Consider the following 15,409-nt stretch of genomic DNA (forward strand, 5'->3'; position numbering starts at 1 on the left):
GCCGTGCAGGGAATCTGGACCACGGAACGGATTCGCGAGGCGGAGGGCAAGCTGTTCGCCGTCACGCCCGAAGGCGAGCTGATGCGCCGGGCGTCGTTCGGCCTGGCCACGCACCTCGCGGGGTTTCTGGCCGAACGCACCGGCGGCGTCGCCGGACGACGGGTCGTGCTGCTCGTCGGCTCCGGCGACAACGGCGGTGACGCCCTGTGGGCCGGCGCGTTCCTGCGTCGGCGCAGCGTGGCCGTCACGGCGGTGCTGCTGAAGCCGGAGAAGGCGCACGCCCGGGGATTGGCCGCGCTACGCAGGGCCGGCGGCCGCGTGGTGTCCGTCGAGGACAGTCCACAGTGGATCGCCAAGGCCGACGTGGTGGTCGACGGCATCGTCGGCATCTCCGGCAAAGGCCCGCTGCGCCCCGACGCGGCCGAACTCGTCGACAAAATCCAAGCGCCCATCGTCGCCGTGGACCTCCCCAGCGGCGTCGACCCGGACACCGGCGCCGTCGACGGCCCCCACGTCACCGCCACGCTCACCGTGACCTTCGGCGCCCCCAAACCCGTCCACGCGCTCGCGCCCCAGCAGTGCGGCGACGTCGTGCTGGTCGACATCGGCCTGGGCCCCGAGCTCGGCGACCCCGACCTGCGGCGCCTGGAGCTCACCGACCTCGCCGACCTCTGGCCCATCCCCGGCGCGGGCGACGACAAGTACACCCAGGGCGTCGTCGGCATCGCCGCCGGCTCCGCGACGTACCCGGGCGCGGCCGTGCTCGCCTCGGGTTCCGCCGTGCGCGCCACCGCCGGCATGGTCCGCTACGCCGGCCCCGCGGCCGACGTGGTCCGGAGCCGCTGGCCCGAGATCGTCGCGACGGGCTCCGTCACCGACGCCGGCCGCGTGCAGGCCTGGGTCGTCGGCCCGGGCATCGGCACCGGCTCCGAAGGCCGCGACGTGCTGCGCCACATCCTCGGCCAGGGCGTGCCCGTCTGCGCCGACGCCGACGCCACCACGATCATCGCGCAGCACCCCGACGTCCTCGACGCCCGCGACCCCGAGACCCCGCTCGTGCTCACGCCCCACGCCGGCGAGTACGAACGCCTCATGGGCACCCGCCCCGGCGCCGACCGGGTGAAGGCCGCTCGCGACGCCGCCAGGAAGTACACCGCCGTCGTCCTGCTCAAGGGCCACTGCACCGTGATCGCCGCGCCGGACGGGCGCGTCGCCGTCAACACCCCGCGCGGCTCCTGGCTCGCGACGGCCGGCTCCGGCGACGTCCTCACCGGCCTCATCGGGTCGCTGCTCGCCGCCGGCCTCGACCCGTGGCTGGCGGCCGCCGCGGGCTCGCAGGTGCACTCGCTCGCCGGCGCCCTCGCCGCGGACGGCGTGCCGACCTCCGCGTCCGGTCTGGTCGACGCCATCCCGGGAGCTCTCAAGCTCGTTCGAGGTACCAGCGATGTAGAAGTTATCGAGTTACCCGTTAACTAACGCGATAAAATCTGGTAAGAACGAGGTGTGAGCACTGGCGCCCCCGTTCAGGTGACCCTCAACCGGGTCGACGGTGAGGTGCGCCGTGCCTAGGACCCGACCGTCCGACGCGGCCGTCGAGCAGCGCCGGCAGGACATCCTCGACCACGTCATCGAGCACGGCGAGGCGCGCATCGACGACCTCACCACCCGCTTCGGCGTGAGCCTCATGACGATGCACCGCGATCTCGACGACCTGGCCGACCGCCGCCTCCTGCGCAAGCTGCGCGGCAAGGTCGAGGCCTACCCGGCGCTCACGATGGAGACCGCCAGCCGGTTCACGCTGCACTCCGCCGAGAAGGAAGCACTCGCCGCGGCGGCCATCAAACACGTCGAGCCCGGCCAGACCGTGTTCGTCGACGACTCCACCACGCTGTTCCCCCTGGTCGAGCGCCTCGCCGACATCGACGGCCTCACCGTGATCACCAACTCCCTGCGCGCCGCCAAGCTGCTCGGCGACGGCGTGAACGTCGTCGTCGCCGGAGGCCGTTACCACCCGGAATACGACTCCTGCTCCGGTCCCGACGTGCTGGCGCTGCTGGAGCGCACCCGCGCCGACATCGCGTTCGTGTCCGTGAGCGCCGTCGCCGTCGGCCGGCTTTTCCACCCCGTGCAGGACTACGCCGAGCTCAAGAAGGCCGTGCTGCGCGCCGCGAACCGCAACGTGCTCGTGCTCGACCACTCGAAGTTCGGTCGCACCGCGACGTTCGCTCATGGCGACGTCGGCGACTACGACCTCCTGATCACCAGCGAGATCACCCCGACCGAGGAGATCGAGGCCGCGCTCAACGCCGGCACGGCCGTGGAGACCGTGGAGCACGTCGAGGAGGGACAGCCCTATGACAGCTGAGCTGGTGGCCGGGATCGACTCGTCGACCCAGTCGACGAAGGTCGTGGTCTGCGACGCGCGCACCGGCGCCGTCGTGCGCACCGGCCGCGCGCCGCACCCCGACGGCACCGAGGTCGACCCCGCGGCCTGGTGGCAGGCCTTCGGCGAGGCCACCGACGGTGTGCTCGACGGCGTGAAAGCCCTCGGCATCGGCGGTCAGCAGCACGGCATGGTCACCGTCGACGAGGACGGCGAGGTGGTTCGCCCCGCCTTGCTCTGGAACGACACGCGCTCCGCGCAGGCCGCCCAGGACCTCATCGAGGAACTGGGCGGCGCCGGTGTCTGGGCCAAGTCCGTCGGCTCCGTGCCGGTCGCGAGCTTCACCGTCACCAAGCTGCGCTGGCTCGCCGAGCACGAGCCCGCCAACGCCGACCGCGTCGCGCGCGTGCTGCTGCCGCACGACTGGCTCACCTGGCGCCTGCTCGGCAAGCCCGAGCAGGCCATGACCGACCGCGGCGACGCGTCCGGCACCGGCTACTTCTCGCCGACGGAGAACGCCTACCGCGTGGACGTCCTGGCCCACGCGTTCGGAGGCCGCACGCCTGAGCTGCCGACCGTGCTCGGCCCTTCCGATACCGCCGGTCACACCGAAAACGGCCTGCTCGTCTCCGCCGGCACCGGCGACAACATGGCCGCCGCGCTGGCGCTGGAGCTCACGCCGGGCGACGCCGTGATCTCCCTCGGCACCAGCGGCACCGTCTTCGGGGTGACCGAGACGGGTTCGGCCGACGCGAGCGGCCTGGTCGCCGGGTTCGCCGACGCCACCGGCCGCTTCCTGCCGCTTACCGCAGCCCTGAACGCCGCCCGCGTGCTCACCGCGGGCGCGACCATGCTCGGTGTCGACCTCGCCGAGTTCGATCGCCTCGCGCTCGCCGCCGAAGCCGGTGCCGGTGGGCTCACGCTCCTGCCGTACCTCGACGGCGAGCGCACCCCGAACCTGCCGGATGCCACGGGCTCGCTCCACGGCCTGACCAAGGCGAACATGACGCCGGAGAACCTGGCCCGCGCCACCGTCGAGGGCATGCTGTGCGGGCTGGCCGCGGGGCTCGACGCCGTGCGCGCGCAGGGCATGGACGTCCGGCGCGTGCTGCTCATCGGCGGTGGCGCGCAGTCGGCCGCCGTGCGGGCCGTGGCGCCGATCGTGCTCGGCGTGCCCGTGGTGATCCCCGAGACGGGCGAGTACGTCGCCCTCGGTGCCGCGCGCCAGGCCGCCTGGGCGCTGGCCGGCACCGCCGAACCACCCGCGTGGGTGGCCGAAGGACCTGGAAACCGGCTCGTGCTGGACGAGCCGGCCGAGGCGCAACGCGCCGCGGGCAAGGAGATCCAGCGACGCCACCTCGAAGCGCGCGAAGCCGCGCACGGGGTTCCCGTGAAATTCGGAGAGGACTGACCGATGGCCACCATCACCTACGACAAGGCTTCCCGGCGCTACGCCGGCACCGAGCGGCCTGCCGTCGACGCACTCGAGCTGGAGATCGCCGACGGCGAGTTCCTCGTGCTGGTCGGCCCGTCGGGTTCGGGCAAGTCGACCGCGCTGCGCATGCTCGCGGGTCTGGAGGACGTCGACGAGGGCTCGATCTGGATCGGCGACCGCGACGTGACGCAGCTGCCGCCGCGTTCGCGCGACATTGCGATGGTGTTCCAGAACTACGCGCTGTACCCGCACATGACCGTCGCGCAGAACATGGGCTTCGCGCTGAAGATCGCGGGCCGTCCGGCGTCGGAGATCAAGCAGAAGGTGCTCGAGGCCGCGAAGCTGCTCGACATCGAGGATTACCTCGACCGCAAGCCGAAGGCCCTCTCCGGTGGCCAGCGCCAGCGTGTCGCCATGGGCCGCGCGATCGTGCGTGAGCCGCAGGTGTTCCTCATGGACGAGCCGCTGTCCAACCTGGACGCCAAGCTGCGTGTGTCCACGCGTACGCAGATCGCCGCGCTGCAGCGCCGCCTGGGCGTCACCACCGTGTACGTGACCCACGACCAGGTCGAGGCCATGACGATGGGCGACCGCGTGGCCGTGCTGTCCGACGGTCTGCTGCAGCAGTGCGACACCCCGCGCGCGCTCTACGACCACCCGGCCAACGTGTTCGTCGCCGGCTTCATCGGCTCGCCCGCCATGAACCTCGTCTCGGCGAAGCTCACGGCCGACGGCGCCGAGATCGGTGGCGCGAGCGTCCCCCTCACGCCCGCCGTTCGTTCGGCTGCCGACGGTGACACCGTGACGCTGGGCTTCCGCCCCGAGTCGCTCGAGGTCACCACCGACGCCGCGGGCGCGCTGCCCATCAAGGTCGACCTGGTGGAGGAGCTGGGCTCCGACGCGTACGTCTACGGAAAGCTCTCAGGCGCGCACCCCGAGATCACCGCCGAGGGCGCGTCGAAGAACGTCGTGGTCCGCGTCGACCCGCGCGCGACCCCGTCGATGGGCGACACGCTGCACCTGCGGATCCGGCCCGACGAACTGCACGTGTTCTCGGGTACCAGCGGGCTCCGCCTGCCCTGACGCACAGCACTCTCGGACCCGCGTGGGAAACTGGCGGTCGCTATGACTGCCAGTTTCCCGCGCGCGGAGGTCGTGATCGACCTCGACGCCGTGCGCCACAACGTCGCTCTGCTGGCCGGCCGCGCCGCCGGTTCGGCCGTGATGGCCGTGGTCAAGGCCGACGCGTACGGCCACGGCGCGGTCCCCGTCGCGCAGGCCGCGGTGGAGGCCGGCGCCACCTGGCTGGGCACGTGCTCGCTCGGTGAGGCGCTGGACCTGCGCCGCGCCGGGCTGTCGGTGCGGCTGTTCAGCTGGCTCGACGTGCCGGAGGTCGACTTCGGACCCGGCATCCTCGCCGACATCGACCTGGGTGTGAGCTCGGTCGACGAGCTTCAGCGCATCGCTTTGGCGGCACGGCAGGTGGGTCGCCGCGCTCGGGTGCACCTCAAGATCGACACGGGCTTGTCGCGCAACGGTTGCCAGCCCGCCGACTGGCCCGAGCTGGTCGCGGCCGCCGCGGCTTCGGCCGACGTGGACGTGGTCGCCGTCTGGTCACACCTCGCGTGCGCCGATGAGCCGGGCCACCCGTCGATCGACATCCAGGCCAAGCGCTTCGCCGACGCGTACGACGCAGCGCGCGCGGCCGGTCTGGACCCGCTGCGGCACCTGGCGAACTCCGCGGCCGTGCTGACGCGGCCCGACCTGCACTTCGACCTCGTGCGGCCCGGCATCGCGATGTACGGGCTGAACCCCGTGCCGCAGCACGAAGACCTGCGGCCGGCGATGACGTTCCGCGCGGCCGTGGCGCTCACGAAACGGCTGCCCGCCGGCGAGTCCGTCTCCTATGGACATACGTGGACGGCCGAGCGCGACACCACCGTGGCGCTCGTGCCCGCCGGCTACGCCGACGGTGTGCCGCGGTCGCTGTCGGGCCGCATGGACGTGTGGCTGGGCGGGCGGCGCCGGGCGGTCGTCGGGCGCGTGTGCATGGACCAGCTCGTGGTCGACTGCGGTGACGAAACCCCGGCTGTCGGCGAAGAGGTGGTGCTGTTCGCCGACGGTCGCTCAGGTGAGCCGACCGCGCGCGAATGGGCCGACAAGCTGGGCACGATCGACTACGAGATCGTCACGTCGATGTACCGTCCGCGCGTGCGGCGGCGGTACCTGGGGGAGAGGCCGTGAGCCCTTCGGCTCGGTTGTGGGCGATCGTCGGAGGTCTCGGCGCGGTGGCCACGGGTACGGCCGCCGCGGCCCTCGTCGCGGCGCAACAGCGCAGGCAGAGTGAGGACCAGTACGTGGACGAGCAGCTGGGCGAGCTGAAGCCCGACCGCACGTCCACGGTCGCGGCCGAGGACGGCACGCCGCTTTCGGTGGAGGAGATCGACCCCGAGGACGGCGGCGAGCCCGAGCTGACGCTGGTCGGCGTGCACGGGTTCGCGTTGTCACGCAAGTCCTGGCACTTCCAGCGCCGCGCGATCGCTTCGCTGCGGCTGCCGCGCGTGCGGCAGGTCTACTACGACCACCGCAGCCACGGCCTGTCCGGCGCGGCGACGGCCGAGACCAGCACCATCGAACAGCTGGCGCACGACCTCGACAGCGTGCTGCGCGCGATGGTGCCCGAAGGGCCGATCGTCCTCGTGGGACATTCCATGGGCGGCATGGTGATCATGGAGCTGGCCGCGGAGAACCCTTCGCTGTTCGAGGATCGCGTGTGTGGCGTCGCGTTCATCGCGACGGCCGCGGGTGAGGTGGGCGCGCGCGGGCTGCCGCGTTCGCTGCTGTCGAAGTACAACCCGTTGACGCGCGGCGTCGGCAACCTCGCGGGCTGGCAGCCGGGCCTGGTGGAGTTCGTACGGGCGGCCGGTGGGCAGCTGGAACGGCAAGCCGTGCGGCGCCTCGCGTTCGGCAGCCGCGACGTCTCGCCGCGGCTGGTGGACTTCATGATCGAGATGCTGGCAGTGACGCCCGTGCGGGGCCTGGTGAACTTCGTCGACACGCTCGGCAGCCACAACCGTTACGCCGCCTTGGCGGGCCTCAAGCACACCCAGGTCGTCGTGATCGGTGGTGACTCCGACCGGTTCACGCCGTTCTCGCACGCCGAACGCATCGCGGCCGAGCTGCCCGAGGCCGAGCTCGTGCGCGTGCGCGGCGCGGGCCACATGGTGCAGCTCGAACAGCCCGACCTCGTCACGGGCCGGCTCATCGATCTTCTGCAGCGCTGTTCCGGAAGCGCCGCACCCAACCGGCGGAACTGGTGGTGGACACGGTGACGTTCCTTCTCGCGACCCCCGACGACACGATGGCGTTCGGCAGGTCCCTGGGCGCGTCCCTGCGCGCGGGCGACCTGGTGCTGCTCGCGGGCCCCCTGGGCGCCGGCAAGACCACGCTCACGCGCGGCATCGCCGACGGCCTCGGCGTCGGCGGCCGCGTGAGCTCCCCGACGTTCGTCCTGGCCCGCGTCCACGCCGCGGGTTCCCTCGGCGTGCCCTTGATCCACGTCGACGCCTACCGCCTCGGCGGCGACCTCGCTCAGCTCGACGACCTGGACCTCGACACGGACCTGGAACGCTCCGCCGTCGTGGTGGAGTGGGGCGAGGGCTCGGCGGAACGGCTGTCGTCCGACTACCTAGTGGTGCGGATGTCCCGTCGGGACGACGACGTGCGCGAGGTTTCGCTTGAGCCGCACGGATCTTGGGCGGCACGGATGTCGGCGTTGCCGTCGGCTTAGACCTGGCCCCGCCCCTGCCCCGCCGCCGCACGCCCGGCAAGGTGACAGGTCAGCGGTGGTGCCTTCGCGGGTGGCAAGATGCCCAGCTCCGTGGCCACGCCGCCAACCGTGCGGCAAGGCCACGCCGCCAATGGCAAGCCCCAGTGGTGATCGGCAGGCCTCGCCAGCGAATGGAATCTTGCCGCACCCGTCGCAAGCCGGCCGGAGCCGGCAACCAGCTCGCGCCCGTCGCACGCCATGCGTCACCCGGTGATCGTCTGCCCGGACCCCGTCCCGGAAACGCACCCCACGTACCAGCGGGCGACCTCGGCAGCGGACGTACCGACGGCGTCGGTGATACCCAACGCAGCCAGGGTTTCCGCCACCCAACCCGGACTGACGACGTTGATCCGCAACCCCCGCGGCAGCTCGGCGGCGGCGTTGCGCACGAAGCCCTCCAGACCGGCGTTGACCAGAGCGCCGAGAGAACCACCGGCCATCGGCGCGGCAAACGTCCCCCCGGTGAGCGTGATCGACCCGTTGTCCCGCAAGTGGAGCAGCGCGTGCCGGGCCAGCGCCACCTGTCCCAGCAGCTTGCCGCGCAACCCCTGCTCGAACTCCTCGTCACTGGCAGAAGCCAAGTCCAGCAGCGGCCCACTCGCCGCACAGCACACCACGGCGTCGACCTCCGGCACCGCGCGGAACAGGCCCTCGATCGACGAGGTGTCCTCCAGATCCACCTGCACCGGCCCCCGCCGCGACGCTCGCACGACCACGTGCCCGGCCGCCTCCAGCGCCGCGGCGACCGCGCTGCCGACGGTCCCGCTCGCCCCCACCACGATGATCTTCACGCCCCCATTCTCACCTCGGGCGCAACACCGTTTCAGGGCTCCACGATCCCCCGCGCCAAGCCGAGTTCGACGAGGTCCTGAGGCCGTAACCGCAGCTGGTCGGCCGTGGCCGGAATCTCGGTCATCGGGCGTTTGAGGATCGCGGCGGCAGCCTCGGGCGAGGTGACGGAGAAGTAGGCGTCCGGCGCGATCCACGTGTTGTCCGGCGCCGCGAAGGCCAGCGCGCCGCCGGAGCCGCCCTCGCCGATGACCAGGGTGGTGATGGGGACGGCCGCGGTGGCGATCGCCTCGAACAGCGACGCGATGGCAGGGCCGGCGCCGCCCTCTTCGGCGTCGGCGTCGTTGGCGGCGCCCGGGGTGTCGACGAGCGTCAGCACGGGAATGCCGAGCCGCGAAGCCAGGTGCACGAGGCGGGCGGCCGTGCGGAAGCCCGCCGGACGCGTGGCGGTGCCGCACTGCGCGGCGAAGGCCACCGCACGGCCCTCGCGCAGGCCGAAGCCGCAGAGGACGCCGTCGTCGACCGCGCCGGTGCGGTCGCCGCGGAGGGTTTCGTGCCAGTCGAAGTACGCGTCCACGTACGAAGCCGCACGGGGGCGGCGCGAGGATCGGGCGGCGCGGACAGCGTCCCACCCCGTCGAGGGCAGCGGCACCGACCGCAGCGCGCCCGGGGGCGGAGCCGCCGCGGAAGAACGGGAAGTCAGCAACACCAGCCACCGCTCCAGCACCGATGCCAGCGAAGACGGCGACACCAGCTGGTCGACCTGCCCCCACTCGTACTTCGCCTCGACTGTGTAAGCCTCCGAAGGCGACGTCGCAGGCCGCACGCGCGAGCCCGCGAACCCCACCTGCGCCAGCGGCAGCCCCAAGACCACGTCGGCACTCGCGCCCAGCGTCGCCCAGCCGCCACCGGTCGTCGGGTCGCGCAGCACGGAGATCTGGGCGACGCCGTCCGCCCGCGCCGCCGCCGAGGCGCGCGCGATCCGCTGTAGCTGGGACAACGCGCGCATGCCGTGCTGCATGCGCGAGCCACCGGTCGCGATCAACGCCACCACCGGCAGTTTCCGCGACCGAGCCCAGGAAAACGCGGCCTCCACGCGGTCACCGGTCCGTCGCCCGATCGACCCGCCGAGGAACCCGAACTCCCACACCACGAGCACCGCGGGCGTCGCACCCACCAGCGCCTCGCCGACGACCACGGACTCCGTCTCGCCCGTCCGCGCCGCGGCCGCCGCGTAGGCCTCGCGGTAGCCGGGCCAGCCGAGGGGGTCGTCCAGACTACTGTCCGCACTACTGTCCACATCGGACAATTCGGTGAACCCCGTCGACACCTGCGCGATGACCTCACGGGCCGAGGGCCTCACCCCAGAGCTCGCTTCAGGATCTTGCCCATGTCGTTGCGCGGCAACGCATCCAGGTACCGCACGACCCGCGGCCGCTTGTGCGGCGCCAGCAGTTTCGCCACGTGATCAGCCAGCTCCGAAGCCGACGGCCGCTCACCCGCGGGCACCACCCACGCCACGATGCGCTCACCGAGATCGTCGTCCGGCTCACCCGTCACGGCCGCCTCGGCGACGCCCGGGTGCTCCAGCAGCGCGTTCTCGATCTCGCCGGCGCCGATCTTGTACCCACCGCTCTTGATCAGGTCGGTGGCCTTGCGCCCGACGATCTTCACGTACCCGTCGGTGTCGCGCGTCGCCATGTCGCCGGTGCGGAACCAGCCGTCGGCGAGTGCGGCGGCCGTCGCGTCGGGGCGGTTGAGATACTCGGTGAACAGGTTCGAGCCGCGCACCTGGATCTCGCCGACGGTCTCTGCTGGATCAAGTCCGGTGATCGCTGTGCCTATTTCCCTGCCCGCCTCGTCGACCAGCCGCAGCTCGACGCCCGCCAGCGGCACCCCGACCGTGCCCGGCTTGCGCTCGCCGTCGGCGCGGACGCTCGTGTTCATCAGCGTCTCGGTCATCCCGTAGCGCTCCACGACCTGCTGCCCGGTCGCCGCCGTGATGCGCTGGTGGTCGTGCACGGGCAATGCTGCCGACCCGGACACCAGCAGCCGCGCGCCGCGCAGGGCCGAGGCCAGCTCGGTGTCGTCCGCCACCGTTTCCGCGATCCGGTGGTACATCGTCGGGACGCCGAACATCATCGTCGCGCCGCTGGTCAGCTCACGGGCGACGCCTTCGGTCGAGAACCGCCCGAGGTGGCGCACCGAGCCACCCCGGCGCAGCGGGCCGAGGATGCCGAGGATCAACCCGTGCACGTGGAACAGCGGCAGCCCGTGCACCAGCACGTCGTCGCCGGTCCACTCCCACGCGTCCTCCAGCGCGTCCAGCGTGGCCGAGATCGCGCGGCGGGGGAGCACCACGCCCTTGGGCGGGCCGGTGGTGCCGGAGGTGTAGACGATGAACGCGGGCGCCTCGGCGTCCGGCTCGTCAGTGGGCACGGACCCCGACCCGGTGAGCGGGATGTCGCGCCGCTCGAGCCCCGCCAGCCCCTCAGGCAGCTCGACGCCGGCCTCGGCCAGCACGAGCGCCGGGGTGCTGTCGGACAAGATGTGGGTCAGCTCGCGTTCACCGATTTTCGGGTTCAACGGCACCACGGGAACCCCCGCGAGCAGTGCGGCGACCACGGCGACGCTGGTGTGCAGCGTCGGTGTCGCCCACACCGCGACCCGGCCGGCGGGCATCTCGTTCGCCAGGGAACCGGCGACCGCGCCCAGCTCGGCGTAGGTGAGCGCCTGGTCACCGAAGCGCACCGCCTCCTTGCCAGAGCCGTCGGTGATCGCGGGGAACAGCGGATCGGGCACGGTGAGGACCTCCTGCGGCGCGGCGTCGGCGGGCGTCTCACCGGCACCGTACCGCGCCGTGACCTCGGCCACCTGCGACGCGATTCACACGGTTGCGGGGTTGCCCCTTCGGCCCGCCAGTCTGTCACTTCGAGACTGGACGTAAGCTGGGAAACCGTGCTGGTACTGGCGATCGACACCTCGACCCCGGCCGTGACCGCGGGCATCGTCGCCGTGGACGAGTCGGAACTGACCACCCGGGCCGACCGCGTCACGGTCGACCCGCGAGCCCACGGCGAGCTCATCACGCCCCACGCCCTCGCGGCGGCCGAGGCAGCGGGGGTGACCCTGCGCGACCTCGACGCGATCGTGTGCGGCGTCGGCCCCGGCCCGTTCACGGGCCTGCGCGCCGGCATGGCCACGGCCGCGGCGTACGGCCACGCGCTCGGCATCCCCGTCTACCCGGTCGGCAGCCTCGACGCGATCGCCGCCGAGGTGGTGCGCACCGACAAGCCGTTCCTCGTGCTCACCGACGCCCGCCGTCGCGAGGTGTACTGGGCCGAGTACGACGCGGCCGGCACGCGCGTGAGCGGTCCCCACGTGCAGCGGCCCGCCGAGGTCGAGACCACTTCCCGCGTCGCCGCGGGTGACGGTGCGCTGCAGTACGCCGACGCGATCGGCGTCGTGCCCATCGAGCCGCGGTTCCCGTCGCCGTCCGGGCTGGTCCGCGTCGCCCGCGAAGCCCTGCTCGCCGGCGCGACGCCCGAGCCGCTGACACCGCTGTACCTGCGCCGCCCCGACGCCGTCGAGCCGGCGGCCCGCAAGCGGGTGACGTCGCCGTGAAGCTCGACGGCCTGCGCCGCAGCGACCTGAAGCGCTGCGCGGAGATCGAGCAGTTGCTCTTCCCCGGCGACGACCCGTGGAGCGCCCGCGCGTTCCACTCCGAGCTCGACCAGGGCCACTTCTACGTGGCCGCGCGCACCGACGACGGCACCGATCTGCTCGGCTACGGCGGCCTCGCCGTGGTCGGCCGCCGCGGCGAGTACGAGGCGGAGATCCACACCATCGGTGTGGTGCCCGAGGCGCAGGGCCAGGGCATCGGCAAGGCCCTGCTGCGCGCCCTGTTGGACCGCGCCGACGAGGTGTCGGCGCCCGTGTTCCTCGAGGTGCGCACCGACAACGACACGGCCGTCGGCCTCTACGAACGGCACGGTTTCGAGAAGCTCGGCATCCGGAAGCGCTACTACCAGCCCTCCGGCGCCGACGCGTTCACCATGGCCCGCCCGGCGCGGACCCCGGCACGAGATGAGGTGGCCGGCTGATGTCGCGCGTCATCATGGGTATCGAGAGCTCCTGCGACGAGACCGGCGTCGGCCTCGTCCGCCTGCACGACGACGGCGCGGTGGAACTGCTGGCCGACGAGGTCGCCTCCAGCGTCGAGCAGCACGCGCGCTTCGGCGGCGTGGTGCCCGAGGTCGCCAGCCGGGCGCACCTCGAAGCGATGGTGCCCACGGCCGAGCGGGCGTTCGCGACGGCCGGGCTGAAGCTGTCCGATGTGGACGCCATCGCCGTGACGGCCGGGCCTGGGCTCGCCGGTGCGTTGCTGGTCGGGGTGTCGGCGGCGAAGGCCTACGCGTCGGCGCTCGACGTGCCGCTCTACGGCGTGAACCACCTGGCCGGGCACATCGCCGTGGACACGCTGCAGCACGGTCCGTTGCCCACGCCGGTGCTCGCACTGCTGGTGTCCGGCGGGCACACGCAGCTGCTGCGCGTGGACGACATCGCGTCGAAGATCACCGAGATCGGGTCCACTGTGGACGACGCTGCCGGCGAGGCCTACGACAAGGTCGCCCGCGTGCTGGACCTGCCTTATCCGGGTGGGCCGCCGATCGACAAGGCGGCTCGGCTGGGCAACGGCTCCGCCATCGCGTTCCCGCGCGGGATGACCGGTCCGCGCGACGCGAAGTTCGACTTCTCGTTCTCCGGCTTGAAAACCGCGGTGGCGCGGTGGGTGGAGAAAGTCGAACGCGACGGTGGCGAGGTGCCGGTGAACGACGTTGCGGCTTCGTTCCAGGAGGCCGTGGCGGACGTATTGACGGCGAAGGCCGTGAAGGCGGCGAAGGAACAGGGGATCGGGACCATCGTGATCTCTGGCGGCGTCGCGGCGAACTCGCGGCTGTCGGAGCTGGCGGCCGAACGCTGCGCCGCGGCGGGCATCGAGCTGCGCGTGCCGCGGCCTCGGTTGTGCACGGACAACGGCGCGATGATCGCGGCGCTGGGCGCCCACGTCGTCGCGGCCGGCCGGCCGACGGCGCCGTGGGAGTTCTCGGCCAACCCCGGGCTTTCGGTGGAGATCGTGTCACTTTAGTAATCCGGCCAAAAGCAGGCCGACCCCCACGCGGCACGTAACTGTTGCTACGAAGCCATTCGGCCGTGACTGTGGTCGGATTACTAACGATCGGCACAGTAGGAGCGGGCGTTCTCCAGCGCGGTCTTGACGCCCAGCAGGCGCTCGATCGCGGTGGTGGCTTTTTCGGCGGCGTGGCCGTCGCCGTAGGGGTTTGGCGTCTGCGCGGGGCACAGGCTCCCGGCCAGCAGCCGGGTCGCGGTGCCGGTGATCTTCTCGGGATCCGTGCCCACCAGCCACGCGCACCCGGCGTCGACGGCCTCGGCGCGTTCGGTGACCTCGCGCAGCACCAGCACGGGCGTCCCGAACGTCGGCGCCTCCTCCTGGATGCCGCCTGAATCCGTGAGCACGAGCGACGCCAGCCGCAAGGCGCGCACGAGGTCGGGGTACTCGAGCGGCTCGGTGATCGTCACGCGCTCGACGCCGCCGAGCGTCGCGGTGACCTGCGCCCGCACCGCCGGATTGGGGTGGACGGGGAACAACACCTGCACGTCCGGATGGGTTTCGACGATCCGCCGCACGGCGCTCAGCGTCTGGTTCAGCGGCTCACCCCAGGACTCCCGGCGGTGCGACGTCACCAGCACCAGCCGTTCCCCGGCCTCCGCGATCTCCATCTCCAGCAACGCCAGCGCCGGATCGTGCGCGGGCAAGTCGCGCGCCGTGATCGCCAGCACCGCGTCGACGACCGTGTTCCCGGTCAGCACGATCTTCTCCTCGGCTATGCCCTCCGCGCGCAACGAGTTCGCCGCCGCCTCGGTCGGCGCCAGGTGCAACGCCGCGATGCGCGCCACCATCTGCCGGGTGCCTTCCTCCGGGAACGGCGCGGCGAGATCGTTCGTCCGCAGCCCGGCCTCCAGGTGCACCACCGGGATCCCCAGCCAGAACGCCGCGAGCGCCCCCGCCAGCCCGGTCGTCGTGTCCCCCTGGACGACCACCGCCGCCGGCACGAGGCTCCGCAGCTGCGCGTCCAACGCCGGCAGTAGCCCGCTCACCAGTTCCGCCTGCGTCCCGCTCACCCGCACCGGCACGTCCAGCCACGCGTCCACGCCCAGCCCGAACGGCACCAGCGCCTGCTCCACCATCCCCTGGTGCTGGCCGCTGTGCACCAACACGGGCCGCACCCCGTCGCGCCCCTCGAGCGCCACGACCAACGGCGCCAGCTTCACCGCCTCCGGCCGCGTGCCGGCCAGCAACATCACGTCCACGTGTTCCACACTTTCGAGTGTCCCGGAAACCCCAGCTCACCGACGTTCGAGCGAACGGCCGGGTCTTTCACCGCGCGCCACGCGCAGTCGCCGCGAGGTGCGGCTGGCGGGGGTCTTGTGCTGTTCGGTTGTGCGTCCTGCTTCCGCGCGCCCGGAGGCTCCGCGGTTCGCGCCGTTGCCCGGCGACCGGCGGGTGGCGGTCGCCTGTACCGGTGCCCCGCGCGCGGCGCCGGTTGTGCGCGCAGCCGACGGTGGCGCCGCGGTTGCTGTCGCTTGTGGCCGGTCGCCCTCTCCTTGGTGTTCGGTCTGTGGAGTGGCGCCGGGCTGCCCGCGGGAGGCGAGCAGCCCGGCGCGCGCGTCGCGCAACCGTGGGCCACCGGCTGGATCCGGTGGCCCACGGTGGCGTTAACCGCGGGCGAGCCGCCGGTTGCGGCGGTAGGCGGCGATCACCGCGACGGTCCCGAGGACCACGAGGAGCGCGCCGACCGTGATCCACCAGCCGACGTCGGCGCCGGTGGCGGCGAGGGTGCCCACGCCGCCACCGGCGACGCCGACGCCCGCACCTGGCATCTTGTACATC

At 72.4% G+C, this 15,409-nt stretch carries 15 protein-coding genes; 10 read left to right on the forward strand and 5 right to left on the reverse strand.

Annotated elements, in window-relative coordinates; translation table 11 throughout:
• The first annotated feature begins 3 nt into the window (after positions 1 to 3).
• The 7 genes from ABZU76_RS32100 (at position 4) to tsaE (ending at position 7,608) form a co-directional block, all read left to right on the forward strand.
• The gene (locus ABZU76_RS32100; protein ID WP_354876009.1) at positions 4 to 1,476 is read left to right on the forward strand and encodes an NAD(P)H-hydrate dehydratase; all 1,473 of its coding nucleotides are present in this window, start codon (positions 4 to 6) and stop codon (positions 1,474 to 1,476) included.
• A gap of 85 nt (positions 1,477 to 1,561) precedes the next feature.
• Entirely contained in the window at positions 1,562 to 2,365 is an 804-nt protein-coding gene (locus ABZU76_RS32105) for a DeoR/GlpR family DNA-binding transcription regulator (protein ID WP_354876011.1), read from the forward strand.
• Complete coding sequence (gene xylB / locus ABZU76_RS32110; RefSeq protein WP_354876013.1) at positions 2,355 to 3,794, forward strand: xylulokinase; 1,440 nt, start codon at positions 2,355 to 2,357, stop codon at positions 3,792 to 3,794. The genes ABZU76_RS32105 and xylB overlap by 11 nt, the downstream gene beginning before the upstream one ends.
• A gap of 3 nt (positions 3,795 to 3,797) precedes the next feature.
• The gene (gene ugpC, locus ABZU76_RS32115; RefSeq protein ID WP_220246129.1) at positions 3,798 to 4,901 is read left to right on the forward strand and encodes a sn-glycerol-3-phosphate ABC transporter ATP-binding protein UgpC; all 1,104 of its coding nucleotides are present in this window, start codon (positions 3,798 to 3,800) and stop codon (positions 4,899 to 4,901) included.
• Between the two features lie 42 nt (positions 4,902 to 4,943).
• A complete protein-coding gene (gene alr, locus ABZU76_RS32120) occupies positions 4,944 to 6,062 on the forward strand; it encodes an alanine racemase (protein WP_354876015.1) in 1,119 nt (372 codons plus the stop codon).
• Positions 6,059 to 7,150, forward strand: coding sequence for an alpha/beta hydrolase (locus tag ABZU76_RS32125; RefSeq protein WP_354876017.1), 1,092 nt, complete (start codon positions 6,059 to 6,061; stop codon positions 7,148 to 7,150). Before alr ends, ABZU76_RS32125 begins: the two co-directional genes overlap by 4 nt.
• On the forward strand, positions 7,135 to 7,608 hold the full coding sequence (tsaE, locus tag ABZU76_RS32130; RefSeq protein ID WP_354876019.1) for a tRNA (adenosine(37)-N6)-threonylcarbamoyltransferase complex ATPase subunit type 1 TsaE: 474 nt from the start codon (positions 7,135 to 7,137) through the stop codon (positions 7,606 to 7,608). Before ABZU76_RS32125 ends, tsaE begins: the two co-directional genes overlap by 16 nt.
• 242 nt (positions 7,609 to 7,850) lie before the next feature.
• On the opposite strand, the gene ABZU76_RS32135 is transcribed toward tsaE, so the two are convergent.
• Genes ABZU76_RS32135 through ABZU76_RS32145 form a run of 3 tightly spaced genes read right to left on the reverse strand, consistent with a single transcriptional unit; the run spans position 7,851 to position 11,238 of the window.
• Positions 7,851 to 8,438, reverse strand: a complete 588-nt coding sequence (locus tag ABZU76_RS32135) for a short chain dehydrogenase (RefSeq protein WP_354876021.1) — start codon at positions 8,436 to 8,438, stop codon at positions 7,851 to 7,853.
• Positions 8,439 to 8,470: 32 nt separating this feature from the next.
• Positions 8,471 to 9,799, reverse strand: coding sequence for a carboxyl transferase domain-containing protein (locus ABZU76_RS32140; protein ID WP_354876023.1), 1,329 nt, complete (start codon positions 9,797 to 9,799; stop codon positions 8,471 to 8,473).
• Entirely contained in the window at positions 9,796 to 11,238 is a 1,443-nt protein-coding gene (locus ABZU76_RS32145; protein ID WP_354876216.1) for an acyl-CoA synthetase, read from the reverse strand. The genes ABZU76_RS32140 and ABZU76_RS32145 overlap by 4 nt, the downstream gene beginning before the upstream one ends.
• Positions 11,239 to 11,394: 156 nt before the next feature.
• On the opposite strand from ABZU76_RS32145, the gene tsaB reads away from it, so the two are divergent.
• From tsaB to tsaD, 3 genes are read left to right on the forward strand one after another with little or no spacing between them, the layout of a single operon-like run.
• On the forward strand, positions 11,395 to 12,060 hold the full coding sequence (gene tsaB, locus ABZU76_RS32150) for a tRNA (adenosine(37)-N6)-threonylcarbamoyltransferase complex dimerization subunit type 1 TsaB (protein ID WP_354876025.1): 666 nt from the start codon (positions 11,395 to 11,397) through the stop codon (positions 12,058 to 12,060).
• Complete coding sequence (gene rimI, locus ABZU76_RS32155) at positions 12,057 to 12,539, forward strand: ribosomal protein S18-alanine N-acetyltransferase (RefSeq protein WP_354876027.1); 483 nt, start codon at positions 12,057 to 12,059, stop codon at positions 12,537 to 12,539. Before tsaB ends, rimI begins: the two co-directional genes overlap by 4 nt.
• Complete coding sequence (gene tsaD, locus ABZU76_RS32160; RefSeq protein ID WP_354876029.1) at positions 12,539 to 13,585, forward strand: tRNA (adenosine(37)-N6)-threonylcarbamoyltransferase complex transferase subunit TsaD; 1,047 nt, start codon at positions 12,539 to 12,541, stop codon at positions 13,583 to 13,585. Before rimI ends, tsaD begins: the two co-directional genes overlap by 1 nt.
• An 83-nt stretch (positions 13,586 to 13,668) precedes the next feature.
• Here the strand turns inward: tsaD and wecB are convergent, their stop codons facing one another.
• Both wecB and ABZU76_RS32170 read right to left on the reverse strand, forming a co-directional pair.
• Positions 13,669 to 14,829 carry a UDP-N-acetylglucosamine 2-epimerase (non-hydrolyzing) gene (gene wecB / locus ABZU76_RS32165; RefSeq protein ID WP_354876218.1) on the reverse strand — a complete coding sequence of 387 codons (1,161 nt, stop codon included), beginning with the start codon at positions 14,827 to 14,829 and terminating at the stop codon, positions 13,669 to 13,671.
• 405 nt (positions 14,830 to 15,234) lie between these two features.
• On the reverse strand, positions 15,235 to 15,408 hold the full coding sequence (locus ABZU76_RS32170; RefSeq protein WP_354876031.1) for an LPXTG cell wall anchor domain-containing protein: 174 nt from the start codon (positions 15,406 to 15,408) through the stop codon (positions 15,235 to 15,237).
• Position 15,409 lies beyond the last annotated feature (1 nt).

This window comes from Amycolatopsis sp. NPDC005232 (genome assembly GCF_040607795.1).
Lineage (GTDB): Bacteria > Actinomycetota > Actinomycetes > Mycobacteriales > Pseudonocardiaceae > Amycolatopsis.

Excerpts from the sequence above, each read along its gene's own strand:
- xylB (WP_354876013.1), top strand. The coding sequence starts at position 2,355 with ATGACAGCTGAGCTGGTGGCCGGGATCGACTCGTCGACCCAGTCGACG.
- tsaD (WP_354876029.1), top strand. The coding sequence starts at position 12,539 with ATGTCGCGCGTCATCATGGGTATCGAGAGCTCCTGCGACGAGACCGGC.
- alr (WP_354876015.1), top strand. The coding sequence starts at position 4,944 with ATGACTGCCAGTTTCCCGCGCGCGGAGGTCGTGATCGACCTCGACGCC.
- ABZU76_RS32170 (WP_354876031.1), bottom strand. The coding sequence starts at position 15,408 with ATGTACAAGATGCCAGGTGCGGGCGTCGGCGTCGCCGGTGGCGGCGTG.
- ugpC (WP_220246129.1), top strand. The coding sequence starts at position 3,798 with ATGGCCACCATCACCTACGACAAGGCTTCCCGGCGCTACGCCGGCACC.